The following is a 23644-nucleotide window of genomic DNA, read 5'->3' on the forward strand; positions in this document are numbered from 1 at the left end:
CCCGCCAACCCACTAGATTTGGAACCATGGCGGAATTTATCTACACAATGACCAAGGCCCGTAAGGCTGTTGGCGAAAAACTTATTCTCGACGACGTAAGCATGTCCTTCTTCCCGGGCGCCAAGATCGGCGTTGTTGGCCCCAACGGTGCCGGTAAGTCCACCATTCTGAAGATCATGGCAGGCCTGGACACGCCCTCCAACGGCGAAGCCCGGCTGAGCCCCGGCTACACCGTGGGGATCCTGCTCCAGGAGCCGCCGCTCAACGAGGAAAAGACTGTCCTGGGCAACGTCCAGGAAGGCGTTGGCGAGATCTACGGCAAGATCCAGCGCTTCAACGAGATCTCCGAAGAGATGGCCAGCCCGGACGCTGACTACGACTCCCTCCTGGAGGAAATGGGCCAGCTGCAGGAAGCCATCGACGCCGCCGACGCCTGGGACCTCGATTCCCAGCTTGAGCAGGCCATGGACGCCCTCCGGTGCCCGCCGGCCGATGCCGACGTCACCCTCCTTTCCGGCGGTGAGCGCCGGCGCGTCGCACTCTGCAAGCTCCTGCTCCAGAAGCCGGACCTGCTCCTGCTCGACGAGCCCACCAACCACCTCGACGCGGAGAGCGTGCTGTGGCTGGAGCAGCACCTGTCCAACTACGCAGGCGCCGTGCTGGCTGTCACCCACGACCGGTACTTCCTTGACCACGTCGCGGAATGGATCGCGGAAGTGGACCGCGGCCACCTGTACCCCTATGAAGGCAACTACTCCACGTACCTGGAGAAGAAGCGGGCCCGCCTGGAAATCCAGGGCAAGAAGGACGCCAAGCAGGCCAAGCGGCTCTCCGAAGAACTGGAATGGGTGCGCTCCAACGCCAAGGGCCGGCAGACCAAGTCCAAGGCGCGTCTGGCACGCTATGAGGAGATGGCAGCCGAAGCTGACCGGACACGCAAGCTGGACTTCGAAGAAATCCAGATCCCGCCGGGACCCCGCCTGGGCGGACTGGTCCTCGAGGCCAAGAACCTGCAGAAGGGCTTCGACGACCGCACCCTGATCGACGGCCTGTCCTTCTCCCTTCCCCGCAACGGCATCGTCGGAGTCATCGGCCCCAACGGCGTCGGCAAGTCCACCCTGTTCAAGACCATCGTGGGGCTCGAGCCCCTCGACGGCGGCGAGCTGAAGATCGGTGACTCGGTCAAGATCTCCTACGCGGACCAGAGCCGCGGCGGCATCGATCCCAACAAGACCCTGTGGGAGGTCGTCTCGGACGGCCTCGACTTCATCCAGGTGGGCCACGTTGAAATGCCGTCCCGCGCCTACGTCGCAGCCTTCGGCTTCAAGGGGCCGGACCAGCAGAAGAAGGCAGGCGTGCTCTCCGGCGGTGAGCGCAACCGCCTGAACCTCGCCCTGACCCTCAAACAGGGCGGAAACCTGCTGCTCCTCGACGAACCCACCAACGACCTCGACGTCGAGACCCTCAGCAGCCTCGAAAACGCGCTGCTCGAGTTCCCGGGCTGCGCCGTGGTGGTCTCGCACGACCGCTGGTTCCTGGACCGGGTGGCCACCCACATCCTCGCCTACGAAGGTGACGACGAGAACCCGTCGAAGTGGTACTGGTTCGAAGGCAACTTCGAATCCTACGAGGAGAACAAGGTGGAGCGCCTCGGTCCCGACGCCGCCAAGCCGCACCGCGTCACGCACCGCCGCCTGACCCGCGACTAGTTCCACAGCAAAGGCCGGTTCCCCGAAGGGAACCGGCCTTTCGCATGCCCGGCGGCTTTCGCCTCCCGGCGGCTGGTGCCGCGGCCGGGTTAGTCCCGCTCCGCCCTGCGCATCTGGTGCTGGAGGACCTTCGACTGGAAGGCCCCCGCCACCTTGCTTTTCAGGTCCGTCGGCACCCGGACCATCCCTTCCTGGGCCACGGATGCCACATGCAGGCCCTCGCGGTTGAAGATCTTTCCGGTGGCCAGCCCCCGGGCTCCCTGGGCGCTGGGGCTTTCCTGGACGTACAGCAGCCACTCATCCACCCGCACGGGCCGGTGCCACCACATGGCGTGGTCCAGGCTGGCCACGCTCATGCCCGGCGTGATCCAGCTCAGTCCGTGCTTGCGCAGAATGGATTCGAGCAGCGTGTAGTCGCTCGCGTACGCCAGCGCGGCGCGGTGGGTGTTGGCGTCGTCCGGCATGGCGCTGAAGGTCTTCATCCACACGGCGTTGCGGGCTTCCTTCTTGCCGGTGGCCGCGACATACAGGGCCGGATCGACGTGGCGGATGTCGAAGGGCCGCTCATACGACCAGTGCCGGGCCACGGGGTGGTCGAACTTGCCCAGGAGGTCCGCGGTGCTCGGAAGTGACTCCGGATCAGGAATCCCCTCCGGCATCTCCGACTGGTGCTCAATGCCGTCGTCCTCGGCCTGGAACGAGGCGATCATGGACAGGATCGGCGTGCCGTCCTGATACGCGTGCACCCGGCGCGCCGAGAAGGACCGGCCGTCCCGCAGCCGCTGCACGCCGAAGGTGATGGGCTTGTTCGCGTCGCCTGGCCGGAGGAAGTAGGCGTGCATGGAGTGTACGGTGCGGACCGGATCCACGGTTCGCATCCCGGCGATCAGGGACTGTGCCAGAACCTGGCCCCCGAAAACGCGCTGGTGCGGCTGCCGCTGCGACGGACCCATGAAGATATCCTCGTCCGTCCGGGCGCCCTCAAGCTCGCCAAGGTCCAGCAGTTCGATCAGTGAGGTGGTGGGGTCGTTCAAGGGCAATGCCTGCAATCCGGCGTCCGCTTCAGTCATGGTTTGACTCTAGACGTCGCCCCGGCACCGCTCAACCGAGGCTCAGCCGGTAGTGTTCTTAATGTGTCTGATCTCCTCACCCAGTCCTTCCGCTTTGCCGATCCCCGCGACCTCGCCGATCTCAGGACCTACGCCACGCGCGCCAAGGCCATCGACGACGGCGCCATCCGCCTCCAGGCAGCGGGCCCTGTCCTGGCCGCCTACGTCTGCGTGCTCCGGCCCCGCCTGCTGGGGGAGTCCACCCCCACCATCCTCGGCCTGCGGACCATGGCGCTGGCAGAACCGTCCACCACGGACGTCACCGTCCCGCTCGCGGCGGTCCTTGACCGGCTCGCGCGGGCAGGAGAGAACGACGCCGAACTCGCGGTCCCGCCGTCGACAGTCACCGAGTCATGGGCCGGCGTCGGAGCACCGCGCGGCGGTTGGGAGCTGATCGGTTCGGTCCCGGACGACGTCCTCAGGAAAGCCGCGGAAGCGGGCATCGCCGAGGTGGCCGGAATCGTGCCGGACAAGCCGGGCGCCCTGATTGTCAACAACGCCCGCGCCGCGGTCTGGGGTCGCGGGCTGGAGGGACTGTCCGGCCTTCCCGCCGGCGCAGCCTTCGCCGCGCTTGCACTCGGATTCCTCGGCTCCGACGAACAGCGCCTCTACCGGGCCGGCCGCTGGTTCCGTCTCAGCGGCAGCCGCGGGCATGTCCTGGCCAGGACCGGCGCCGGTCTGCCTTAGCCGGGCCTAGGCCTCAGACGGGCTGTTCACCATGGACAGTGCCGCCCGCTCCATGTAGTCCCACAGCGTGCCCTCGTACAGCGGCGGCAGCTCGAGCGAGTCAACGGCCGTGCGCATGTGGTGCAGCCAGCGGTCCTTGGCCTCGGGCGTGACCTGGAACGGGATGTGGCGCATCCGCAGCCGTGGATGGCCGCGCTCTTCGCCGTAGGTCGTGGGCCCGCCCCAGTACTGCTCAAGGAACATCAGGAAACGCCGCTTGGCCGGAGCCAAGTCCTCTTCCGGATACATCGGGCGTAGAACCGGATCGGTTGCGACGCCGTCGTAAAACACGTCAATGAGCTTCACGAACGTCTCGTGGCCGCCCACCGCATCGTAAAAGTTGTCCGTGTAGCCGGGCTGGCTGAACGGGTCATTGCGCATCAGCTGCCGGGGTGCGTTGGGCTCGGAGGGGGTGGGGATTGTCATGGCTATTCTCCGGACTTCTGCTGCGGCCCGTGCTGGGCTTCTGCCTCGAGCGGCCCGTCGCCTGGCTCATCGGCCGGAGCCACGTAGTTGCCCTGCGACCGGTTGCCCACGCGGAGGATTTCACCGTTGCGCAGGTACCAGATGGCCCCGTTGTCGTCACGGACTCGGGTGATCCGCAGGCCAATCGACTCCACGACGCCCACCACTTCGCTGGTCTCGATGACGTCGCCGATGCCGTACTGGTCCTCGATGGTGATGAAGATCCCGGCCAGGAAGTCGCGGATCAGCTGCTGGGCGCCAAAACCGATGGCGATACCCAGGATACCGACGCTTGTCAGCAGCGGTGCGACGTCCACGTCAAGGTTCTTAAGTACATAGATGCTCGTGATGACGGCGATGACCACGCCCACCACGCTGTTCAGCAGCGACCCGATGGTGTTGGCGCGCTGGACCCGCCGCTCGTGGTCGAGGGCGCGCAGGGCGGGAGCGACCCACCTGAAGTGCGGCTTCTTGAACAGCGATGTTCCGCTGGCGACACTCTTGGTGATCCGGGAGATCATGAAGCTCGCCAGCAGCCACAGGATGATGCCTGCGCCGAGGCTGATCGCTATGCCGGCGACGTCGAACCCCGTGGGTTCCAGCGAGGCCGAAGGCGTTGTAAACATGCTGTACATCTGTGGGGATGCTCCTTGCTGCTGTCCGACGGCGGCCGGGGGTATCCGCCGGTCTTCCGGCGGCGGCCTGCTCTCTGGTCGCTTTTAAGCGTAGCGGTGTATGGCGCTGGCTAACTTCCGGCCGCTGTGGTAACGGGAGAGTGCAGGACGGGAAAATTTACGCTGCGGGCGATGAAGCACAGGGCGTTGGCCTGGCGGTGCATTTCCTTGGCCAGCGCAATGTGGGCGGGGTCGGCCACTGTCACCTGCGGCCGGAGGGTCACATTTTCGAACTGCCCGCTGCCGTCGCGGTTGAGCCGCATCATGCCGGTCGCGTTGTCCTCATAGGACAGGACGACGACGCCGTGCCTGACCGCCACATGCAGGAAGGACAGCATGTGGCACTGCGCGAGAGCCGTGAGCAGCAGCTGCTCCGGGTTGTACCGGGCCCGGTCGCCGCGGAACGTGGGGTCGGCCGAGCCCTTGAGGACCGGCAGCCCCGGAATTTCGACGTCGTGGTCCCGGGAATATTCCCGGTAGGACGACGTGCCGCTTCCAAGGTTGCCGGTCCAGCGGACAGTCAGCGAATAGTGGTGCTCATCAAGGCCCATGCCGTTAGTTTAGAACGCCCGCTGTTCGGGTGCCCGCCCTTCAGGCATGAGCCGTTCAGACATGCCCGGCTCAGACGTCGGCCGCGCGCGCCCGCAGCGCGCGGGCAACGCCGTCGCGGTTTTCCAGCATCATGCGGCGCAGCGCCGCGCTTTCCTCCGGGAGGGACGCGAGGAACTCGTCGGTGCGGTCCACGGTGGCCTGCGTGGTCAGCTGCGCCGGGTAAAGCCCGACGACGATCTGCTGCGCCAGTGCAAACGTCCGCTCCGCCACGATGCCGGGGACGGCGGCGAAGTACTTCTCCGCGTACGGCTCCAGCAGTGCGGTGTCCAGCACCCGGGTAAAGCCGGTGACGGCAGAGCCCTGGATGGCGTTGGAGACCTCGCCCTTGACCACGATCGACTCCCACGCTGCCGCCTTGGCCTCTGCCGTGGGGATGGCGGCCGTCGCAAGGGCCGCCGCGTTCTGACCGCTGGAGGTGTTGTCCCGCTCCAGTTCTTCGTCGATCTGTTCCTGGCCCATCCGGCCACCCACCACGAGCGACGCCACCAGTTCCCAGCGCAGGTCCTGGTCGACCGTTAGCCCGGCCAGGGTGACCGAGCCGTCCAGCAGCCCCGCCACGTTGTCCAGCTGCGCACCGCTTCGGGCCAGCAAGGCGTAGGACTTGATGAACTGCAGCTGCGCGTCCGAGCCGCCGGGAGCTGTCGAGGCAAGCTCCCAGAGCCGGTCTCCGGCGGCCACCGACGTGGCTTCGCGGTGCTCCTCCGCCACATAGAAGGTGAGCGTGGTTGCCAGCTGCCGCAGCTGGACCAGGATCACCGACGAGTCACTCTCGGAGGCGATATTGGCCAGGATCAGATCCACGTAGCCGCGGGCCGGGCTCTCGCCGTCGCGGGCGGCGTCCCAGGCAGAGCCCCACACGAGGGTGCGCGGCAGGCTCTCGCGGAAGTCCTTCAGGTGCGACTTGGCGGTTGCCAGGGACTTTTCATCCAGCCGGACTTTGGCATAGGCGAGGTCGTCGTCGTTGAGGAGCACCAGGTCAGGCCGGCGGAGGCCGGCGAGTTCCGGCACGTCCGTCCGTTCGCCGTCGACGTCCAGCTCCTCGCGGTGGACGCGCTCCAGCTTTCCGTCGTCGGTGACGTCGTAGAACCCCACGGCCAGCCGGTGCGGGCGGATGGTGGGCTGGTCTTCCACAGCGGACTGCAGGATGGCGAAGGACGTGATGGTGCCGTCGGCGTCGACTGTCAGCTCCGGCTTGAGCGAATTCACGCCGGCGGTTTCGAGCCAGAGACGGCCCCACTGGTCCAGGTCGCGCCCGCTGGCCTTTTCCAGCTCGATCATCAGGTCGCCCAGCTCGGTGTTCTTCCAGGAGTGCTTGGCGAAGTATTCGCGGACGCCGGCCATGAACTGCTCCGGACCCACCCAGGCCACGAGCTGGCGCAGCACGGACGCGCCCTTGGCGTAGGTGATGCCGTCGAAATTGACCTCCACATCCTGGAGGTCGTTGATCTCGGCAAAGATGGGATGGGTGGTGGGGAGCTGGTCCTGGCGGTAGGCCCAGGACTTCTCCACGGAGGCGAAGGTGGTCCAGGCGCTCTGGAACTTCGTGTTCTCCACCGCGGCGAGGTGGGACATGTACTCGGCAAAGGACTCGTTGAGCCAGAGGTCGTTCCACCAGCGCATGGTCACCAGGTCCCCGAACCACATGTGGGCCAGTTCGTGCAGGACGGTGATGGTGCGGCGTTCCACCTGGGCCTCCGGAACCTTGCCCCGGAAGACGTAGCCTTCGAGGATGGTCACGGCCCCGGCGTTTTCCATGGCTCCGGCGTTGAATTCAGGGACGAAAAGCTGGTCGTACTTTTCGAAGGGGTAGGGGCAGCCGAACTGCGCTTCGAAGAACTCGAACCCCTGCCGCGTGAGCTCGAAAATGTTGTCGGCATCGAGGTACTGCATGAGGGACTTCCGGGCGAACACACCCAGCGGGACCACCCGGCCGTCGGTGCTGGTGACGTCGCTGCGCACGGACTGGTAGGGGCCGGCGATCAGCGCGGTGATGTAGGAGGACAGCCGCGGCGTGGGGCTGAACTCCCAGACCGAGCGGGCACCGCCGTCCGCCCCGGGGGAGGTCGCCACGGGAGCGGGGGTGGGGGAGTTGGAGATGACGTCCCAGTGCGAAGGCGCTGTCACGCTGAACCTGAAGGTGGCCTTTAGGTCTGGCTGTTCAAAGACGGCAAACATGCGGCGGGAGTCAGGCACCTCGAACTGGGTGTACAGGTACACCTCGCCGTCCACCGGATCAACGAAGCGGTGCAGGCCCTCGCCGGTATTCATGTAGGGGGCATCAGCCACCACGGTGAGTTCATTCTGTTCGGCAAGGTCCGGCAGCTGGATCCGGACGCCGTCGGACACCTCGGCAGGGTCGAGTTCACGCCCGTTCAGGGTCACGCTGTGGACGGTCTGCGTCACGGCGTCGATGAACGTCGAGGACCCTGGCGCTGCCGTGAACTTCACCGTGGTGGTCGAGCCGAAGACTTTCTCGCCCGTGGTCAGGTCCAGGCTGACATCGTAGGACTCGACGGTGATCAGGTCGGCGCGCTCGCGTGCTTCGGCGCGCGTCAGGTTCATGCCTGGCAAGGTTGTGCCTCCAGAGGTGTTGGTTGCCGGACAAGCCCCAGCCTGCCGGTCAGTTCGTCACTGTGAAGTCATTGTTTCATTCACCGCACCGTTGGCAAGTTGCCCGGATCACTTTCTCCGCGCCGGCGCAGGCTCAGGGGTAGCGTTAAGGCATGGGAAAGTTCGTCGATGCTGTGGACACCAAGGCACTGCGGTTCGCCATCGGTTTCCCCCTGTTGTTGGCTACTGGCTTCGCAGTCTGTGCCGTCCTCCTGCGCCCCGATCTGCCGGAGCCGTTGGCGGTCAGATGGAACGACGACGGCGGAACGGCTTTTGCGCCGTTCCCCGCCTATGTGGGGGTCGGGGCCGCCCTGATCGTCGTGGCCGGCTGGCTGGTGCTGCTGCAGGCTGTGCCCGTGTCACGGCCCACCGTGATGCGCCGCATCATGATGGGCGCCGGGCTGACTGTGAGCCTGTTTGTCACCAGCGTGCTGGCAGCGGGACTGGTGGGACAGGCCGGGGTCGCCGATGCCCGTGAGTCCAGCGTGGACGTCACAGTGCTGGCGCTGGGAAGCGGCGCCGCGCTCGCCCTGGGCGTCATCATCGGGTTCGTCTTCAAAGCGGACGAGCAGTGGACGCCGGAGGATGACCGGGCGCTGCAGCGTGCCCTCGAGCAGGAGCTCGACCCCGAACTCGCCACGGATTCCATCCGGCTCTGGGTCCACGCCCGGAGCTCCGTTTTTGTCATGATCGGCATCGCCAGCCTGTTCCCGGCCGCACTTATAGTTATCGCCGTGCCCTGGCTGGGCGCCCTGCTGGTTGCGGCGGCAATCATCGGCGCCGCGTTCCTCTTTGCGAGGATCACGGCCGACCGCAGCGGACTGAGGGTGTTCGTCGCCGGGATCCTCCGCGTCGTGGACGTTCCCGCGGCGGCCATTTCGGCCGCCGACCCGGCGGACGTGCGCGCCGCCGACTACGGGGGGTGGGGCTACCGCCACCACGGCGAAACAGCTGCCGTGCTCGTGAGCAGCGGCCCCGCCGTCGTCGTCCGGAAAACAGACGGACACCGCCTGGCGGTAAGCGGCGGAAACTCCGACTCGGCGGCCCGCCTCGCCGAGGTCCTCACGCGCGTGGCTGCCCGGGCCCGCGGCGAAGGCCGCCCTCCTTCCCAGGGCGACGGGGGCGCGTAGCTTCCTGCAGCCCATGGAGACGCAGCTAGTACTCTTGGATCCGTTGATCTGACCTGTACCAGCCCGGCCGCGCCCCGGTGCTCATGACTGAACGGAAGCTACCGTGACCACTACTCCTGCATTCCCGCGGGTCCACATCGCCACCGACCACGCCGGCATGGAGCTGAGCGCCCACCTGGTGAGCCACCTGTCCGCAAAGGGCTATGACGTGGTGGACCACGGACCGACGGAATATGACGCCCTGGACGATTACCCGGCCTTCTGCATCAATGCGGCGCTCGCGGTCGTGGCGGACCAGTCGGCCGGCGTCCATGCCCTCGGCATCGTGCTTGGCGGCTCCGGGAACGGCGAACAGATCGCCGCCAACAAGGTCAAGGGTGTCCGCGCGGCGCTGGCCTGGAACCACTCCACCGCCGTCCTGGCGCGCCAGCACAATGACGCCAACGTCGTGGCCGTCGGCGGCCGCCAGCACAGCGTCGAGGAAGCAACTGCGCTGATCGAGGCATTCCTGCAGGAGCCGTTCAGCAACGATGAGCGCCACATCCGCCGGATCGGCAAGATCGCAGCCTATGAAACCACCGGCGAGGTCGTCGAGTAGTGCCTGAAGGGCACTCCATCCACCGGCTCGCCCGCCAGTTCGGTGATGTCTTCGCCGGCCAGCCGCTTGCCGTGACCAGCCCCCAGGGCCGTTTCGCCGCCGGGGCGGCGCACCTGGACGGGCGCACGCTGCTGCGTTCGGACGCGCACGGGAAGCACCTTTTCCTGCACTTCGACCACGGAATGGTCCTGCACGTCCATCTCGGACTCTACGGTGCGTGGGACTTCGGCGGGGACAGCGAGTTCCGGGGCGCGTCCAGCATCGGCGCGCCGCGGAAGGTGGGGGAGCGGGAAGTTCCCGACGACGCCGGGGCCGAAGGCGACACATCAGGCTACGCCGGCCCGCCCGCGCCCGTCGGCGCCGTGCGCGTCCGGCTGATCGGCAGCCACGGCTGGGCCGACCTGCGCGGAGCCACCACCTGCGCGGCGATCACCGAGGCGGAAGCGGAGGCGGTGCTTGCCCGGCTCGGCCCCGACCCGCTGCACGGACCAGCTTCGCTGCACCAACCGAACCCGGTGCGGGCGGCGGATTCGCTGCATAGCGGGAGCGGCGGTCGGGAGGACTTTATCCGGCGTGTGCTGGCGCGCCGGACGCCGCTGGCGTCCCTGCTGATGGATCAGAAGGTGATTGCCGGCGTCGGGAATGTTTATCGGGCAGAAGTGCTGTTCCGCCGGCGGCTGGACCCCTGGCTTCCCGGCCGCTCGCTGACGGCGGAGGCGGCGGGCCTCCTGTGGGATGACACGGCCGCGGTGATGGCCGACGGCGTCCGCAACGGCAGGATCATCACCACGACAGCAGTTTTCTGGAGCGGATCGGATCCGTTGCCGCCGGCCGACGACGCGCATTTCGTCTACCGACGCCACGGGCAGCCCTGCCGCATCTGCGGCACTGCCGTGGCCCTGGCTGAGCACGCTGCCCGCAAACTTTACTGGTGCCCGTCATGCCAGCGTCCGGCCTGAGCCTGGCCTCTCGGCAGTGAATGCCTCCTCCGGGCCGGAATTCTCCTGGGCCCAGGTTTGTGCCAGGCGGCTTGAGCGGCACTGGCTCGCTGCACCCTCCGAAAACGGCAGGCCGGCCGATATCGTCCGTGCCATGTGTGGGGCACACGCCCAGGTCATCACCGCCGCCGAGCTGTCCGTGGGCATACGCACTTCCGGCCCGTCCCTGGCCGAGGTGCGCCGCGCGTTGTGGGACGACGCAACCCTGGTCAAGGCGTTTGGACCGCGCCGCACGGTACACCTGCTGCCGGCGGACGATCTTTCCCTGTGGACGGGGGCGCTCGGAGCCATTCCTCCAGCGGCGGCACCCAGCGGGGGATTCCTGACCGCCGCCCAGGCCGACGAAGTGGTCGAGGCCATCGCCGAGGGCCTCGGGGACGGCGAGCTGAGCGTTGATGAACTCGGTGAAGCCGTCATCGGGCGAGCCCGGGGGCCTGGGCGGGTGAACTTGTGATGCCCGCGTTCCAGGGGATGTGGCCGCGCTGGCGGGCAGCACTGGCGACGGCGGGATCCCGCGGTGTGCTGTGCTTCGGGCCTAACAGGGGCCGCATGGTGACCTACCGTAGCCCGGCCAGCATAGTGCCTGGGTTCCGGCCCGCCGATGCCGCCACTGCCTTGGCCTGGCTGGTCCGCAGCTACCTGCGCGCCTACGGACCTGCAACGCCCGCACACTTCGCGCAGTGGCTGGGTGCGTCCCGTCCATGGGCCGCCGAAGTCTTCGACTCCCTGGCCGGGGAACTGGCTCCGGCCAGGGTCGAGGAGGCGCCCGCGTGGGTGGCGCGCGGCGACACCCGGAAAGCCACGGCGAAGCCTTCCGGCATTCGGCTGCTCCCGTACTTCGACGCTTACGTCGTGGGCGGCCACCCCCGCAGCCTGCTGTTCCCCGGCGAGGCAAGCAAGCGGGCCCTGGCCAGGGGACAGGCAGGGAACTTTCCCGTCTTGCTCGCGGACGGCGTGGTCGGAGGCGTCTGGCACCTGCGTCGCGCGGGTCGCGCGGTCGAAATCACGGCCGAGCCCTTCGGCAGGCTGCGGCCGGCGCAGCTCGACGAGCTGGCATTCCAGGCGGAACGCATCGGGGCGTTTCTCGAGTCCGAATCCCGCCTGACTCTTGGCCCGGTCAACGCAGGCGGCCACGCCTGACGCGAGGAAGGCACAGCCGATGCAACGAAAAAGTCAAAGTAGGCAACGAAAAAGGGCCCCTCTGGGAGGGGCCCTTTGCTGGAGGGGACGACGGGAATCGAACCCGCGTAATCAGTTTGGAAGACTGAGGCTTTACCATTAAGCTACGTCCCCGTAAGAAAGCGTTCCGGCCGGTTGGCCTTCACTCATCTTTCGGACTGGCTGTTGAAGCCGGATATAACTAAACCTAATTCATGCCCCACGTGTCAAATGTGCAAAGCCGGCAGGTATGAACGTAGACTGTCCTGTGCATTACGGGGTGTAGCTCAGCTTGGCTAGAGCACCTGCTTTGGGAGCAGGAAGTCGCAGGTTCAAATCCTGTCACCCCGACTCTGCGGCCCGGGCCGATGGCCCGGGCAGAATTACGCGTTTGCAGAACCCCATCCAACAAAACCAGGAGTACTTAGACTGTGAAGAGCGCTGTCGAGAACCTCACCCCCACGCGGGTCAAGCTCAATGTTGAGGTCCCCTTTGAGGAATTGAAGCCCAGCATCGAAGAGGCATACAAGACTGTTGCTTCCCAGATCCAGGTCCCTGGCTTCCGGAAGGGCAAGGTCCCCTCCAAACTGATCGACCAGCGCGTCGGCCGCGGCTACGTGCTGGAGACCGCCATCAACGAGGGCCTCAATGGCTGGTACCAGGCTGCCGTTCAGGAATCGGGCATCCGCCCCCTGAGCCGTCCCGAGGTTGAGATCACCGAGGTTCCGGATCCGTCCGCAACCGACGGCGAGCTCAAGTTCCACGCCGAGGTTGACGTCCGCCCGGAGATCGAACTTCCCGACTACGCCGGCATCAAGGTTGAAGTTGCCGCTGCGGAGTCTTCCGAAGCCGACGTCGACAAGGCACTGGACGAACTGCGCGGCCGTTTCGGCACGCTGAAGTCCGTGGACCGCCCCGCTGCCGACGGTGACTTCCTCACCATTGACATCACGGCAACCATCGACGGCGCCGAGGTTGACTCGGCTTCGGGCCTGTCCTACCAGGTGGGCGCCGGCACCATGCTCGAAGGCATGGACGAGGCAGTCACCGGCCTGAGCGCCGATGAAGACGCCATCTTCGCCACCACCCTCGTGGGCGGCGACCACGCCGGCGAAGCCGCGCAGGTCAAGGTCGTAGTCAAGTCCGTCAAGGAGCGCGAGCTGCCTGAGGCCAACGACGACTTCGCCCAGTTGGCTTCCGAATTCGACACGCTGGCCGAACTGCGCGAAGACCTCGCCAAGCAGGCTGCCGACTCCAAGATCGTCGAGCAGGGCGTCGAGGCCCGCGACAAGGTCCTGGACAAGCTCGTCGAGCTCGTTGCGGTGCCCGTTCCGGAATCCGTTGTCGAAGAGCAGCTGGAAACCCACTTCAAGGCCGAGAACTCCCACGGTGAAGGCGAGCACGACACCGAAGAGCACCGCGCCGAGGTCAAGGCCAACACCGAGCGTGCCTTCCAGAACGAAATCATCCTCGACGCCATCGCCGAGAAGGAAGAAGTGGGCGTCAGCCAGAACGAGCTGATCGACTACATCGTCACCACCGCCAGCCAGTACGGCATGGACCCGAACCAGTTCGCTCAGATCATCGACCAGAGCGGCCAGGTCCCCATGATGGTCTCCGAGGTCCGCCGCCGCAAGGCGCTGGCCGTCGTTCTCGGCCAGGCTGAGGTCACGGACTCCGAGGGCAACAAGGTTGACCTGAGCGACTTCGTCCGCCCCGGCGGCGAAGAGGCTGCTGCCGCCGAAGGCGAGGCGGCAGAAGCGGCTGCAGCCGCGGTCGCCCCGAGCGACGATCCCGCTGCGGCGAAGTTCTAGTAGCTCAGATATTTCAGCAGTGAAGTTCCAGTAACTGGCAGCTGCGGACAAGCCCCCCGATCCCTGGATCCGGGGGCTTGTCCCTTTAAGCCCCGGCAACCGGGGGAACCCGGAATTTACGCGGACGATGCGGTCTGCGGCAATCGTGCGCCGTCAGCGAACAGCGCGATTCCGGAGAACAAAACCGCAGCGAAAGCGGTTAGTGTCCAAGTAGAGAAGTTCAGTGATGTCACCGTCACCAGCGAGAGGTAAGTACACATGTCACAGCAAGCAGGGGCGCCCCGCATGGCAACTGTCGATCCGGCAGCCCAGGACAACTACATCTACAACCGCCTGCTGAAAGAGCGCATCATCTGGCTTGGGTCCGAGGTCCGCGATGAAAACGCCAACGCGATCTGCTCGCAGCTGCTGCTCCTTTCCGCAGAGGATCCCAACAAGGACATCTACCTCTACATCAACTCTCCCGGCGGCTCCGTGACGGCTGGCATGGCCATCTATGACACCATGCAGTTCATCTCCAACGACGTCGTCACCGTCGCCACCGGCCTCGCCGCCTCCATGGGCCAGTTCCTGCTGTCGTCCGGCACCAAGGGCAAGCGGTACGCCACTCCGAACGCCCGCATCCTGATGCACCAGCCGTCCGGCGGCATCGGCGGCACCGCCTCGGACATCAAGATCCAGGCCGAGCTCATCCTGCACATGAAGAAAGTCATGGCGGAACTGACGGCCGATCAGACCGGTCAGACGGTGGAGACAATCCTCAAGGACAACGACCGTGACAAGTGGTTCACCGCCACCGAAGCACTGGAGTACGGCTTCTTTGACAAGATCTCCGCGCATGCCGGCTCGGTAGCCGGCGGCGGCGGAACCGCGCAGAACTAACCGGCACGTAGAGCGAACTGAATCCAGGAGTAAACAACATGAACTACAACTTCGGCTCGACTGCCGGCAACCTGCCGACCAGCCGTTACGTGCTGCCCCAGTTCGAGGAGCGCACGCCGTACGGCTTCAAGCGCCAGGACCCCTACACCAAACTCTTCGAAGACCGCATCATCTTCCTCGGCGTGCAGGTGGACGACGCCTCGGCGGACGACGTCATGGCACAGCTGCTGGTTCTGGAGTCCACGGACCCGGACCGCGATATCACCCTGTACATCAACTCGCCGGGCGGCTCGTTCACCGCCATGACCGCAATCTACGACACGATGACGTACATCCGCCCGGAAATCCAGACCGTCTGCCTGGGCCAGGCCGCCAGCGCTGCTGCCGTCCTGCTCGCTGCGGGAACACCCGGCAAGCGGCTTGCCCTGCCCAACGCCCGCGTGCTGATCCACCAGCCTTCGCTGTCCGGCGGCCAGGGTGGTCAGGCTTCCGACCTTGAGATCCAAGCAGCCGAGGTCATGCGGATGCGCTCTTGGCTCGAGGACACCCTGGCCAAGCACTCCGGCCGGACGCCGGAGCAGGTCAACAACGACATCGAGCGCGACAAGATCCTTACCGCTGCCGAGGCCATGAATTACGGCCTGATTGACCAGGTTCTGGATTCGCGCAAGATCAAGCCGCAGGCGATTGTCAGGTAAGAGGCTGTTCCCGGCGCCGGTGAGGTTCAGATTTTTGGGCCGCACCGGCGTTCGGTTTCCACCCCTCGGGCCGAATGTGACCTAGAGTGGATGTAATCACGGCCCGATCCGGGAGGAGATGTCCGTGATTCAAGCAACCGGTGCACAGCTGCAGCTCGCAGCAAGATACTAAGGGGTTCACATATGGCTCGGATTGGCGAGAGCACGGATCTGCTCAAGTGCTCTTTCTGCGGAAAGAGCCAGAAGCAGGTGCGCAAGCTCATTGCCGGGCCCGGCGTCTATATCTGCGACGAGTGCATTGAGCTCTGCAACGAGATCATTGAAGAAGAGCTCGCGGAAGTAGCCGATCTGGGCAGTTTCGAACTGCCCAAGCCCCGGGAGATCTTCGACTTCCTGCAGGAATACGTCATCGGCCAGGAACCCGCCAAGCGGTCCCTCGCCGTCGCCGTCTACAACCACTACAAGAGGATCCAGGCCGGCCACGCCCCCAAGAGCGGCAGCCTTGCGGACGGCGTCCATCACGACGACGTCGAAATCGCAAAGTCCAACATCCTCCTGATCGGCCCTACCGGCTGTGGCAAGACCTACCTGGCGCAGACCTTGGCGCGCCGGCTGAACGTGCCGTTCGCCGTTGCCGACGCCACGGCCCTCACCGAGGCCGGCTACGTTGGCGAGGACGTCGAAAACATTCTGCTCAAGCTCATCCAGGCCGCGGACTACGACGTCAAGAAGGCCGAACAGGGCATCATTTACATCGACGAGATCGACAAGATCTCACGGAAGAGCGAGAACCCCTCGATCACCCGTGATGTCTCCGGGGAGGGCGTCCAGCAGGCCCTCCTCAAGATCCTCGAGGGCACCGTCGCGTCGGTTCCGCCGCAGGGCGGGCGCAAGCACCCGCACCAGGAATTCATCCAGATCGACACCACCAATGTCCTCTTCATCGTCGCTGGTGCCTTCGCAGGCCTGGAGGACATCATTGGTTCGCGGTCCGGACGCAAGGGCATCGGTTTCGGAGCGCCGCTGAACGAGGTCAAGAACAACACCGACTCCTACGGCGAAGTGATGCCGGAGGACCTGCTCAAATTCGGACTCATTCCGGAGTTCATCGGCCGCCTGCCGGTCATCACGACCGTGTCAAACCTGGACCGTCCCGCGCTGATCCAGATTCTTTCCACTCCCAAGAACGCCCTGGTGAAGCAGTACCAGAAGATGTTCCAGCTGGACGGCGTTGAACTCGTGTTCGACGACGCCGCGCTGGACCTCATCGCCGACCAGGCCCTGGAGCGGGGAACCGGCGCCCGCGGGCTCCGCGCCATCATGGAGGAAGTCCTCCTGCCGGTGATGTTCGACCTGCCCAGCAGGGACGACATCGCCAGCGTGGTGATCACGGCCGACGTCGTAGCCAAGAAGGCGCAGCCCACCATGATCGCCCACGACGTCGTGGCCAAACGGCGGAATAAATCCGCCTAGTTCGTCGCTGTCGCTGATGGTGTGCCTGCGGTACACCATTCCACGCTGACCTCCACGTGATGCACCTGCGCGATGCATCTGCGCGCCGCCGCCCGTTCTCTTTGCGCGGCGTGCCCACCACGACCAGAGAAGGAAACACCCATGACTGAAACCACTTCCAACAAGGCCGACTTCTGGTTCGATCCGCTCTGCCCCTTCGCATGGATCACTTCCCGCTGGATCGGCGAGGTGGAAGGCGTCCGTGACATCGCCACCGAGTGGCACGTGATGAGCCTTTCCGTGCTGAACGAGGGCCGGGACCTGGATCCCAAGTACCGCGAAGCCATGGACAAGGCTTGGGGGCCGGTCCGGGTGATCATCGCCGCCCAGGAACAGCACGGCGACCACGTGGTCAAGGCGCTCTACGACGCCATGGGATCGCAGATCCACGACGGCGGCCAGAAAGACTTCTCGATCGTCATCAGCAAGGCACTCGCCGAGTGCGGTCTGCCGGCGGAACTGGCCGCGGCCGCAGAGTCCGACGCATTCGACGTCCAGCTGCGAGCCAGCCACGAGCAGGGCATCTCCCTAGTGGGCCAGGATGTCGGGACGCCCGTGGTGGCCTTCAACGGCACCGCGTTCTTTGGCCCCGTGCTGACCCGCATTCCCCGCGGCGAGGAGGCCGGCCGGCTGTGGGACGCCACGGTCACCCTCGCGTCCTACCCGCACTTCTTCGAGATCAAGCGGAGCAGGACCGAGAGCCCGGCCTTCGGCTAAGCCCTACGGCCTCTACGACCAGCGTTGATGCGCCAAGAGCCCCGTAGAACTACATCAGAGTAGTTCTGCCGGGGCTCTTGCGCATCCAATCTAGGGGGACAACAATAGTTCTTACCCACTTCGAAAGAAGAGGGACGCAAGAACCAAAGATTCAGTGACACTCATCCGACGCAGCCTTCGGCAAAGTCAGATGATGGCTACCAGTGACAAGGTAGGAAGACCTGAAATTTCCGAGGATCTTGCCAGACTGTCAAAGATGTCACCGGACAGCCGAAAAGTCGAAGCCCCACCAACCGCAAAACGCTGATGGGGCTTCCCCTTTGTCCAAAACACGTTGACCCAAAACACGTTGCCCCCAGAGCTTGCCCGAACTGCCCGGTCAGGTGTGTCCATGAGCAGTGCACCAATCGCGGACTACGCCCTCCTGTCCGACTGCTGCTCCGGTGCGCTGGTGACTACGGCCGGCTCCGTGGACTGGCTCTGCTTCCCCCGTTTCGACAGCCCCTCGGTGTTCGGCCGTATCCTCGGCCCCGAGGCGGGATTCTGGTCGATCCGGCCCGCCGGTGCCCACTCCTCAACCCGGCGCTACCTCGGACCCACGCTGGTCCTGGAAACCACCCACACTACCGCCGAGGGATGCGTGACCGTCACGGATGCCCTCGCCCTCGGTGACGGTCGGCGGGGCCACGAGCTCGGTGCGGACTCTCCGGGCAGCTTACTGCGACAGGTGTCATGCACGCAGGGCTCCGTTGACGTCGACGTCGTCCTTTGCGCTCGACCCGACTATGGCCTCGCCCGACCCCAGCTCAGCCCAGCCGACGGCGGCCTCCTGCTCCGCGCGGGAGATGCGGTGTTGTCGATCTCGACCCCGGCGGCCTTCCAGCTCAATACAGACCCCGACACCGGCACTGCGCAGGCACGCCTCGCCCTCCGCGCCGGAGACGTTGTCGGCTTTGCCCTCCACTCTTCGCCCTCCGCAACAGCGGCCCGCGGGAGCCGGACCCCGGCGTTCTGGAGCCAGGATGACATCGCACGCAGGCTCGAGGACACCGTGGAAGGCTGGACCAGCTGGTCCGGGATGCACCAGAACTACCGCGGCACGTGGCAAGAGCTTGTGGCCGGCAGCGGACGGATTCTGCAGGCGCTGACCTACTACCCAAGCGGCGCCATCGTGGCAGCCCCCACCACGTCGCTGCCGGAGGTGGTAGGCGGCACGCGCAACTGGGACTACCGCTACAGCTGGATCCGGGACGCCAGCATGACCCTGCAGGCCCTGTGGGTGGCGGCCTGTCCGGACGAGGCCGGGAAGTTCTTCCAGTTCCTGGCGACAGCGGCCGCCGGCCAACTGGCCGGCGGCGAGGAACTGCAGATCATGTTCGGCATCGGCGGTGAACGGGAGCTCCCCGAACGCGAACTCGCACACCTGCCGGGCTGGCGCGCCAGCGCTCCGGTCCGGGTGGGCAACGGCGCCTGGAACCAGCGCCAGCTCGACGTCTATGGCGAGCTTCTGGACGCCGCCGCCACCTTGCCGCAGTATCTCGCGGAGCTGGCACCGGAAACACGGAAGTTCCTTGCCGACGCCGCGGACACGGCCGCCGCGGGCTGGCGGTCCGCCGATCACGGCATCTGGGAAGTCCGCGGGGAGCCGCGCCACTACCTACACTCCAAGCTCATGTGCTGGGTGGCCGTGGACCGCGCCATCTCCCTCGCCGGAATCCTGCAGTCAACCGAAAGGGTCCCGCGCTGGACGGAAGCGCGGGACGCGATTGCGGCGTCCATCCGCGCCGAGGGGTGGAGCGAGGCAGCGAACGCCTACACACAGGCTTACGGTTCTGATGACCTTGATGCTTCGGCCCTGATGCTCTCGATCGTCGGATTCCTGCCGGCAGATGATCCGGGCATTGTCGCCACGATTGAGGCGATCGAGGAGCGCCTCACGGACCCTCGCGGCCTCGTGTACCGCTACCTGGCCGACGACGGCATGGCAGGAGAGGAGGGCACGTTCCTGCTGTGCACCTTCTGGCTGGCACACGCCCTCGCCCTCGCCGGACGCACCCAACGCGCCCGTGCCGTCTTCGAGCGGGCGGCCGCGTTCGCCACGGACCTGGGCCTGATGGCCGAAGAGGTCGCTTCGGACAGCAGCGAGCTCCTGGGTAACTTCCCGCAGGCATTCAGCCACATCGGCCTCATCAATGCGGCCTGGGCGATCAGCGAAGCCGAGGACCGGGCGGCGGCACGCCCCTGATCCGGCCGGCCCCTGACCCGGGCGGGTGACCCCGGAGACGAGCAAGGGCGCCGGCCAGGTTTCCTGGCACGGCGCCCTCGTCACGCTCCGGGGGTTGGACTCACAACATCAGCCCTCCGGACAGGCGTCAGGCCTGGGCGGGCTCCTCGGCCGGGGCCAGTTCCACGCCGCTTACCGTCAGTTCGCCGTCGCCGGTCTCCAGTGTGATCTCCTGAGCGTTTGCTGCAGCCTTGAGGTCGCCGAGCCCGGCCTGGAGCTGGGCAACGAGAGATGCATTGGCCGTAATGGTCGCGGCGAGCACTTCGGTGCGCTGCTTGACCTTGGCCTCGGACTTCGCCTTCCGGATGCCGCTCAGGGCAATCCCCACAGTGCCGAGCATGGTTGTGTCGCCACCGCTGATCTCCGGCGCAGCCGGCCATGCGGCGCGGTGCACGGAGCCCGTCCGCCACCAGCTCCAGACCTCTTCCGTGGCGAAGGGCAGGAACGGGGCGAAGAGCCGCAGCAGCGAGTCCAGCGTGGTGGCCAGCGCGGCCAGCACGGAGGCCTGCTCGGTCTCGCCGGCGGCACCGTAGGCGCGGTCCTTGATCAGCTCGACGTAATCGTCGGTGAACTGCCAGAAGAACGACTCGGTGATCTGCAGGGCCCGGGCGTAGTCGTAGTTGTCGAACGCCTTGGTGGCCTGGGCAACCACGTCGGAGAGCTGGGCCAGCACTGCGCGGTCCAGGGGGTTGGTCAGCACGGACAGGTCCGTGGAGACCACCGAGTTCTCCGTCGCACCCAGGTTCAGCACGAACTTGGAGGCGTTGAGCAGCTTGATGGCCAGGCGGCGGCCAATCTTCATCTGCGCGATCTCGTACGCGGTGTCGGCGCCGAGCTTGGCGGAGGCGGCCCAGTAGCGGACGGCGTCGGAGCCGAATTCGTTCAGGACGTCCGTCGGCACCACCACGTTGCCCTTGGACTTGGACATCTTCTTGCGGTCCGGGTCCAGGATCCAGCCGGAGATGGCGGCGTGCTTCCACGGCGCGCCGTTCTGGAGGGCGTCCGCGCGGACGGCGGAGGAGAACAGCCACGTGCGGATGATGTCGTGCCCCTGCGGCCGGAGGTCGAACGGGTAGACCTTGCCGAACAGGTCCTCGTCCCGGCTCCAGCCGCCGACGATCTGCGGGGTCAGCGAGGACGTGGCCCAGGTGTCCAGGACGTCGGCGTCGCCCGTGAAGCCGTTGGGCTGGTCGCGCTGGGACTCGTCGAAGCCGGGCGCGGCGTCCGCGGCGGGATCGACGGGCAGGGACTCGTCGGACGGCAGTACCGGGTGGTCGTAGTCCGGGTTGCCCTGGGCGTCCAGCGGGTACCAGACCGGGATCGGCACGCCGAAGAAACGCTGGCGGGAGACGAGCCAGTCGCCGTTAAGACCGGCGATCCAGTTCTCGTAGCGGGAGCGCATGAAGGACGGGTGGAAGTTGATTTCCTGGCCGCGGCCGATCAGGCGTTCGCGGCGGTCCTCGTCGCGGCCGCCGTTGCGGATGTACCACTGGCGGGACGTGACGACCTCGAGCGGCTTGTCGCCCTTTTCGAAGAAGTTCACCGGGTGGGTGATCTTCTTGGGCTCGCCGTCCAGCAGACCGGCCTCGGTGAGGAGCTCCACCACGGCCTCCTTGGCCGAGAAAACGGTCTTGCCGGCGATGGCGGCGTACGCTTCACGGCCGGCGTCGGTGGTGATCCACTCCGGGGTGTCGGCCAGGATGCGGCCGTCGCGGCCCACAATCGCACGGGTGGGAAGCTGCAGTTCACGCCACCAGGTGACGTCCGTCAGGTCGCCGAAGGTGCAGACCATGGCAATGCCGGAGCCCTTGTCCGCCTTGGCCAGCGGGTGCGCCTTGACCTCCAGTTCGACGTCGAAGAGGGGGGACTTCACGGTCTTGCCGAACAGCGGCTGGTAGCGCTCGTCGTCGGGGTTTGCCACCAGCGCGGCGCAGGCCGCAAGCAGTTCGGGACGGGTGGTCTCGACGTAGATCTTCTCGCCGTTGGCGGTGAAGAACGGGTAGCGGTAGTACGCGCCCGGCACTTCGCGGTCCTCGAGCTCGGCCTGGGCCACTGCGGTGCGGAACGTGACATCCCACAGCGTGGGGGCTTCGGCCATGTACGCGTCGCCGGCTGCCAGGTTCGCGAGGAAGGCGCGCTGGGACACCGCACGGGAGGTGTCATCGATCGTCCGGTAGGTCAGGTCCCAGTCGACGGACAGCCCGAGGGTCTGGAACAGGTTCTCGAACACCTTCTCGTCCTCAACGGCGAGTTCCTCACAGAGGTCGATGAAGTTCTGCCGTGAGACGACGTCGAAGTCGCGCTGGTTCTTGGCCGGCTGTGCCGGCGGCCGGTAGGCGGCGTCGTAGGGGATGGCCGGATCGCAGCGGACACCGTAGTAGTTCTGCACGCGGCGCTCGGTGGGCAGGCCGTTGTCGTCCCAGCCCATCGGGTAGAACACGTTCTTGCCGGTCATGCGCATGTAGCGGGCCTGGACGTCCGTGTGCGTGAAGGAGAACATGTGGCCCACGTGGAGGGAGCCTGACGCCGTCGGCGGGGGAGTGTCAATCGAGTAGACCTGCTCCCGGGTGGTGTCCGGGTTGAATTTGTAGGTTCCTTCGTCCAGCCAGCGCTGCGTCAGGGCAGCCTCAAGGCCTTCAAGGGCCGGCTTGTCGGGAACGTTGATGGGGGCGGTGGCGGGCGTGTCTGTACCCTGCATTGATTCAGCCATGGGCCAATTGTTTCATGCCCCGCAGCGGGAGCCTGCAGCGGGGCCTCCTGACAGTACTGCAGTAGCATGCCGCCTATGGCGAATGCAGGCGGTTCATTCCAGATTAAGCGCATCTATGACGATCCCGCGGACGACGACGGCTGCCGGGTTCTGGTGGACAGGCTCTGGCCGCGCGGCGTCACCAAGGAGCGGGCCGGCCTTGAGCTCTGGCTCAAGGAAATCGCGCCGTCGCCGCCCCTGCGGCAGGAATTCGCCCACATGCAGGAGCGTTTCGCGGATTTCCGGGCGCAGTATGAGGACGAACTGGAGGACAATCCCGCGGTGGAGCAGCTGCTGGACCTGGCGGCGCGGCACAAGAGGGTGACGCTGCTGTACGCGGCCAAGGATCCGGAAGTGAATCACGCCCGGGTGCTGCTGGAGTTCCTGCAGCAGAGGAGTTCCTAGGAGTGGACGGCGGGTGCTGCACTTGGATGGTGACGCAGCTGCGGGTTGTAGCGACCGTGGGTGGCTTCCTCGGTGACATGTCGACATGGCAGGCACTGTCACGCTTTCCTGCGCGGAGATCACCTTGATCAATTCTTTGCGATAAAACGCGTGAATCTTGAGGCTCCGGCGTGATATTCGAGGCGGAGCTGCGATTACTCCGATGTGGACCGACGTCCATGATTTGTCTTCAAGTTTTCTGACAAAGGAGGATTTCATGTCGTTCTTTACCGCATTGGTGACCAGTAAAATCGCGGCAGGGGTGCTAGCAGGCGGCACCCTGGCCGCAGGAGGAACAGCCGCGGGAGCCTACACCGGGACACTGCCTGCCCCGCTGCAGCAAAGTGCCCATGAGCTCATCGGCGCCCCCGCCGCTGCCCACCCTTCCCAGGCAGCGGATCACACGGCTGGCGCCGACTCTCATGGGAAGGACGCCCGGCCTTCTGACGCCCCCTCGCCGAACCCCAGCGCAACGCCGGCCGGCCCCGACGCCACCGGTCCGGCCGGGTTCGGATTGTGCAGGGCGTTCACCAAGGGAGGACTGGATTCAACCTCAACCGCTTACAAATCCTTGGCCGCGGCGGCCGGCGGTGCCGGCATCGCCGGGTACTGCAAGACCGTGGCAACGCCTGGTGAATCAGCCGGGCACCGGCCCGAGACACCTGGGAACTCAGGAAAGGCTGAGGATGGGAAGGCCAAGGCGCATCCGCCGGCCCACGCCTAGCGCGGGCTGTCCCACAAGCCTGCCACGGCCG

21 protein-coding genes and 2 tRNA genes are annotated in these 23644 nt (G+C 66.0%); 16 read left to right on the top strand and 7 right to left on the bottom strand.

Translation table 11 applies throughout. The features are described 5' to 3' along the window. The first annotated feature begins 26 nt into the window (after positions 1-26). Entirely contained in the window at positions 27-1709 is a 1683-nt protein-coding gene (ettA, locus tag J7I89_RS04830) for an energy-dependent translational throttle protein EttA (protein ID WP_056625218.1), read from the top strand. An 89-nt stretch (positions 1710-1798) separates the two neighbouring features. On the opposite strand, the gene J7I89_RS04835 is transcribed toward ettA, so the two are convergent. Further along, a complete protein-coding gene (locus tag J7I89_RS04835; RefSeq protein WP_214967815.1) occupies positions 1799-2779 on the bottom strand; it encodes an acyl-CoA thioesterase II in 981 nt (326 codons plus the stop codon). Positions 2780-2842: 63 nt separating this feature from the next. Between J7I89_RS04835 and J7I89_RS04840 the strand changes: the two genes are divergently transcribed. Next, on the top strand, positions 2843-3505 hold the full coding sequence (locus tag J7I89_RS04840; RefSeq protein WP_214967817.1) for a hypothetical protein: 663 nt from the start codon (positions 2843-2845) through the stop codon (positions 3503-3505). A 6-nt stretch (positions 3506-3511) separates the two neighbouring features. Here the strand turns inward: J7I89_RS04840 and J7I89_RS04845 are convergent, their stop codons facing one another. The 4 genes from J7I89_RS04845 to pepN form a co-directional block, all read right to left on the bottom strand. Then, positions 3512-3970: a globin gene (locus J7I89_RS04845; RefSeq protein WP_285290183.1), complete on the bottom strand. Its 459-nt coding sequence runs from the start codon at positions 3968-3970 to the stop codon at positions 3512-3514. Positions 3971-3972: 2 nt separating this feature from the next. Beyond that, positions 3973-4644 (bottom strand): mechanosensitive ion channel family protein, encoded by a 672-nt coding sequence (locus J7I89_RS04850; protein WP_214967818.1) that lies wholly within the window; start codon positions 4642-4644, stop codon positions 3973-3975. A 110-nt stretch (positions 4645-4754) separates the two neighbouring features. Continuing rightward, a complete protein-coding gene (locus tag J7I89_RS04855; protein WP_214967820.1) occupies positions 4755-5234 on the bottom strand; it encodes an OsmC family protein in 480 nt (159 codons plus the stop codon). Positions 5235-5304: 70 nt separating this feature from the next. Then, positions 5305-7857: an aminopeptidase N gene (gene pepN / locus J7I89_RS04860; protein WP_214967822.1), complete on the bottom strand. Its 2553-nt coding sequence runs from the start codon at positions 7855-7857 to the stop codon at positions 5305-5307. A 161-nt stretch (positions 7858-8018) separates the two neighbouring features. Here pepN and J7I89_RS04865 point away from each other — a divergent pair, with 161 nt between their 5' ends. From J7I89_RS04865 to J7I89_RS04885, 5 genes are all read left to right on the top strand, one after another. Next, positions 8019-9035 (top strand): hypothetical protein, encoded by a 1017-nt coding sequence (locus J7I89_RS04865; protein ID WP_214967824.1) that lies wholly within the window; start codon positions 8019-8021, stop codon positions 9033-9035. A 103-nt stretch (positions 9036-9138) separates the two neighbouring features. After that, the gene (locus J7I89_RS04870) at positions 9139-9633 is read left to right on the top strand and encodes a ribose-5-phosphate isomerase (RefSeq protein ID WP_214967825.1); all 495 of its coding nucleotides are present in this window, start codon (positions 9139-9141) and stop codon (positions 9631-9633) included. Further along, entirely contained in the window at positions 9633-10592 is a 960-nt protein-coding gene (locus J7I89_RS04875) for an Fpg/Nei family DNA glycosylase (protein WP_214967827.1), read from the top strand. The genes J7I89_RS04870 and J7I89_RS04875 overlap by 1 nt, the downstream gene beginning before the upstream one ends. A gap of 133 nt (positions 10593-10725) precedes the next feature. Continuing rightward, the gene (locus J7I89_RS04880) at positions 10726-11085 is read left to right on the top strand and encodes a DNA glycosylase AlkZ-like family protein (RefSeq protein WP_214967829.1); all 360 of its coding nucleotides are present in this window, start codon (positions 10726-10728) and stop codon (positions 11083-11085) included. A 17-nt stretch (positions 11086-11102) separates the two neighbouring features. After that, a complete protein-coding gene (locus tag J7I89_RS04885) occupies positions 11103-11771 on the top strand; it encodes a winged helix DNA-binding domain-containing protein (RefSeq protein ID WP_251044953.1) in 669 nt (222 codons plus the stop codon). A 79-nt stretch (positions 11772-11850) separates the two neighbouring features. On the opposite strand, the gene J7I89_RS04890 is transcribed toward J7I89_RS04885, so the two are convergent. Beyond that, positions 11851-11924 (bottom strand) — tRNA-Gly (locus tag J7I89_RS04890). 141 nt (positions 11925-12065) lie between these two features. Between J7I89_RS04890 and J7I89_RS04895 the strand changes: the two genes are divergently transcribed. From J7I89_RS04895 to J7I89_RS04925, 7 genes are all read left to right on the top strand, one after another. Further along, positions 12066-12140: transfer RNA gene (locus J7I89_RS04895), tRNA-Pro, on the top strand. A gap of 80 nt (positions 12141-12220) precedes the next feature. Next, a complete protein-coding gene (tig, locus tag J7I89_RS04900) occupies positions 12221-13603 on the top strand; it encodes a trigger factor (RefSeq protein WP_214967833.1) in 1383 nt (460 codons plus the stop codon). A 285-nt stretch (positions 13604-13888) separates the two neighbouring features. Next, a complete protein-coding gene (locus J7I89_RS04905; RefSeq protein ID WP_214967981.1) occupies positions 13889-14485 on the top strand; it encodes an ATP-dependent Clp protease proteolytic subunit in 597 nt (198 codons plus the stop codon). A gap of 38 nt (positions 14486-14523) precedes the next feature. After that, entirely contained in the window at positions 14524-15183 is a 660-nt protein-coding gene (locus J7I89_RS04910; RefSeq protein WP_056625188.1) for an ATP-dependent Clp protease proteolytic subunit, read from the top strand. Between the two features lie 183 nt (positions 15184-15366). Further along, a complete protein-coding gene (gene clpX, locus J7I89_RS04915; RefSeq protein ID WP_214967835.1) occupies positions 15367-16656 on the top strand; it encodes an ATP-dependent Clp protease ATP-binding subunit ClpX in 1290 nt (429 codons plus the stop codon). Positions 16657-16797: 141 nt separating this feature from the next. After that, a complete protein-coding gene (locus J7I89_RS04920) occupies positions 16798-17412 on the top strand; it encodes a DsbA family protein (RefSeq protein WP_214967837.1) in 615 nt (204 codons plus the stop codon). 391 nt (positions 17413-17803) lie between these two features. After that, a complete protein-coding gene (locus J7I89_RS04925) occupies positions 17804-19657 on the top strand; it encodes a glycoside hydrolase family 15 protein (protein ID WP_214967839.1) in 1854 nt (617 codons plus the stop codon). Between the two features lie 127 nt (positions 19658-19784). Here the strand turns inward: J7I89_RS04925 and valS are convergent, their stop codons facing one another. Further along, positions 19785-22406 (bottom strand): valine--tRNA ligase, encoded by a 2622-nt coding sequence (gene valS / locus J7I89_RS04930; protein WP_214967841.1) that lies wholly within the window; start codon positions 22404-22406, stop codon positions 19785-19787. 75 nt (positions 22407-22481) lie between these two features. Here valS and J7I89_RS04935 point away from each other — a divergent pair, with 75 nt between their 5' ends. Both J7I89_RS04935 and J7I89_RS04940 read left to right on the top strand, forming a co-directional pair. Then, complete coding sequence (locus J7I89_RS04935; protein WP_214967844.1) at positions 22482-22850, top strand: DUF488 domain-containing protein; 369 nt, start codon at positions 22482-22484, stop codon at positions 22848-22850. 256 nt (positions 22851-23106) lie between these two features. After that, positions 23107-23613: a hypothetical protein gene (locus J7I89_RS04940; protein ID WP_214967846.1), complete on the top strand. Its 507-nt coding sequence runs from the start codon at positions 23107-23109 to the stop codon at positions 23611-23613. The last annotated feature ends 31 nt before the right edge of the window (positions 23614-23644 follow it).

The sequence above is a fragment of the Arthrobacter sp. ISL-5 genome (assembly GCF_018613835.1).
In the GTDB taxonomy this organism is placed as follows: Bacteria; Actinomycetota; Actinomycetes; order Actinomycetales; family Micrococcaceae; genus Arthrobacter.

Bases quoted from the DNA above. Each gene is read 5' to 3' on its own strand.
- J7I89_RS04880 (WP_214967829.1), top strand. From the start codon at position 10,726: ATGTGTGGGGCACACGCCCAGGTCATCACCGCCGCCGAGCTGTCCGTG.
- clpX (WP_214967835.1), top strand. From the start codon at position 15,367: ATGGCTCGGATTGGCGAGAGCACGGATCTGCTCAAGTGCTCTTTCTGC.
- J7I89_RS04865 (WP_214967824.1), top strand. From the start codon at position 8,019: ATGGGAAAGTTCGTCGATGCTGTGGACACCAAGGCACTGCGGTTCGCC.
- J7I89_RS04855 (WP_214967820.1), bottom strand. From the start codon at position 5,234: ATGGGCCTTGATGAGCACCACTATTCGCTGACTGTCCGCTGGACCGGC.
- J7I89_RS04845 (WP_285290183.1), bottom strand. From the start codon at position 3,970: ATGACAATCCCCACCCCCTCCGAGCCCAACGCACCCCGGCAGCTGATG.
- pepN (WP_214967822.1), bottom strand. From the start codon at position 7,857: ATGAACCTGACGCGCGCCGAAGCACGCGAGCGCGCCGACCTGATCACC.
- J7I89_RS04935 (WP_214967844.1), top strand. From the start codon at position 22,482: ATGGCGAATGCAGGCGGTTCATTCCAGATTAAGCGCATCTATGACGAT.
- ettA (WP_056625218.1), top strand. From the start codon at position 27: ATGGCGGAATTTATCTACACAATGACCAAGGCCCGTAAGGCTGTTGGC.
- J7I89_RS04835 (WP_214967815.1), bottom strand. From the start codon at position 2,779: ATGACTGAAGCGGACGCCGGATTGCAGGCATTGCCCTTGAACGACCCC.
- J7I89_RS04885 (WP_251044953.1), top strand. From the start codon at position 11,103: ATGTGGCCGCGCTGGCGGGCAGCACTGGCGACGGCGGGATCCCGCGGT.
- J7I89_RS04905 (WP_214967981.1), top strand. From the start codon at position 13,889: ATGGCAACTGTCGATCCGGCAGCCCAGGACAACTACATCTACAACCGC.
- J7I89_RS04850 (WP_214967818.1), bottom strand. From the start codon at position 4,644: ATGTACAGCATGTTTACAACGCCTTCGGCCTCGCTGGAACCCACGGGG.
- J7I89_RS04910 (WP_056625188.1), top strand. From the start codon at position 14,524: ATGAACTACAACTTCGGCTCGACTGCCGGCAACCTGCCGACCAGCCGT.
- J7I89_RS04925 (WP_214967839.1), top strand. From the start codon at position 17,804: ATGAGCAGTGCACCAATCGCGGACTACGCCCTCCTGTCCGACTGCTGC.
- J7I89_RS04920 (WP_214967837.1), top strand. From the start codon at position 16,798: ATGACTGAAACCACTTCCAACAAGGCCGACTTCTGGTTCGATCCGCTC.
- J7I89_RS04940 (WP_214967846.1), top strand. From the start codon at position 23,107: ATGTCGTTCTTTACCGCATTGGTGACCAGTAAAATCGCGGCAGGGGTG.
- valS (WP_214967841.1), bottom strand. From the start codon at position 22,406: ATGGCTGAATCAATGCAGGGTACAGACACGCCCGCCACCGCCCCCATC.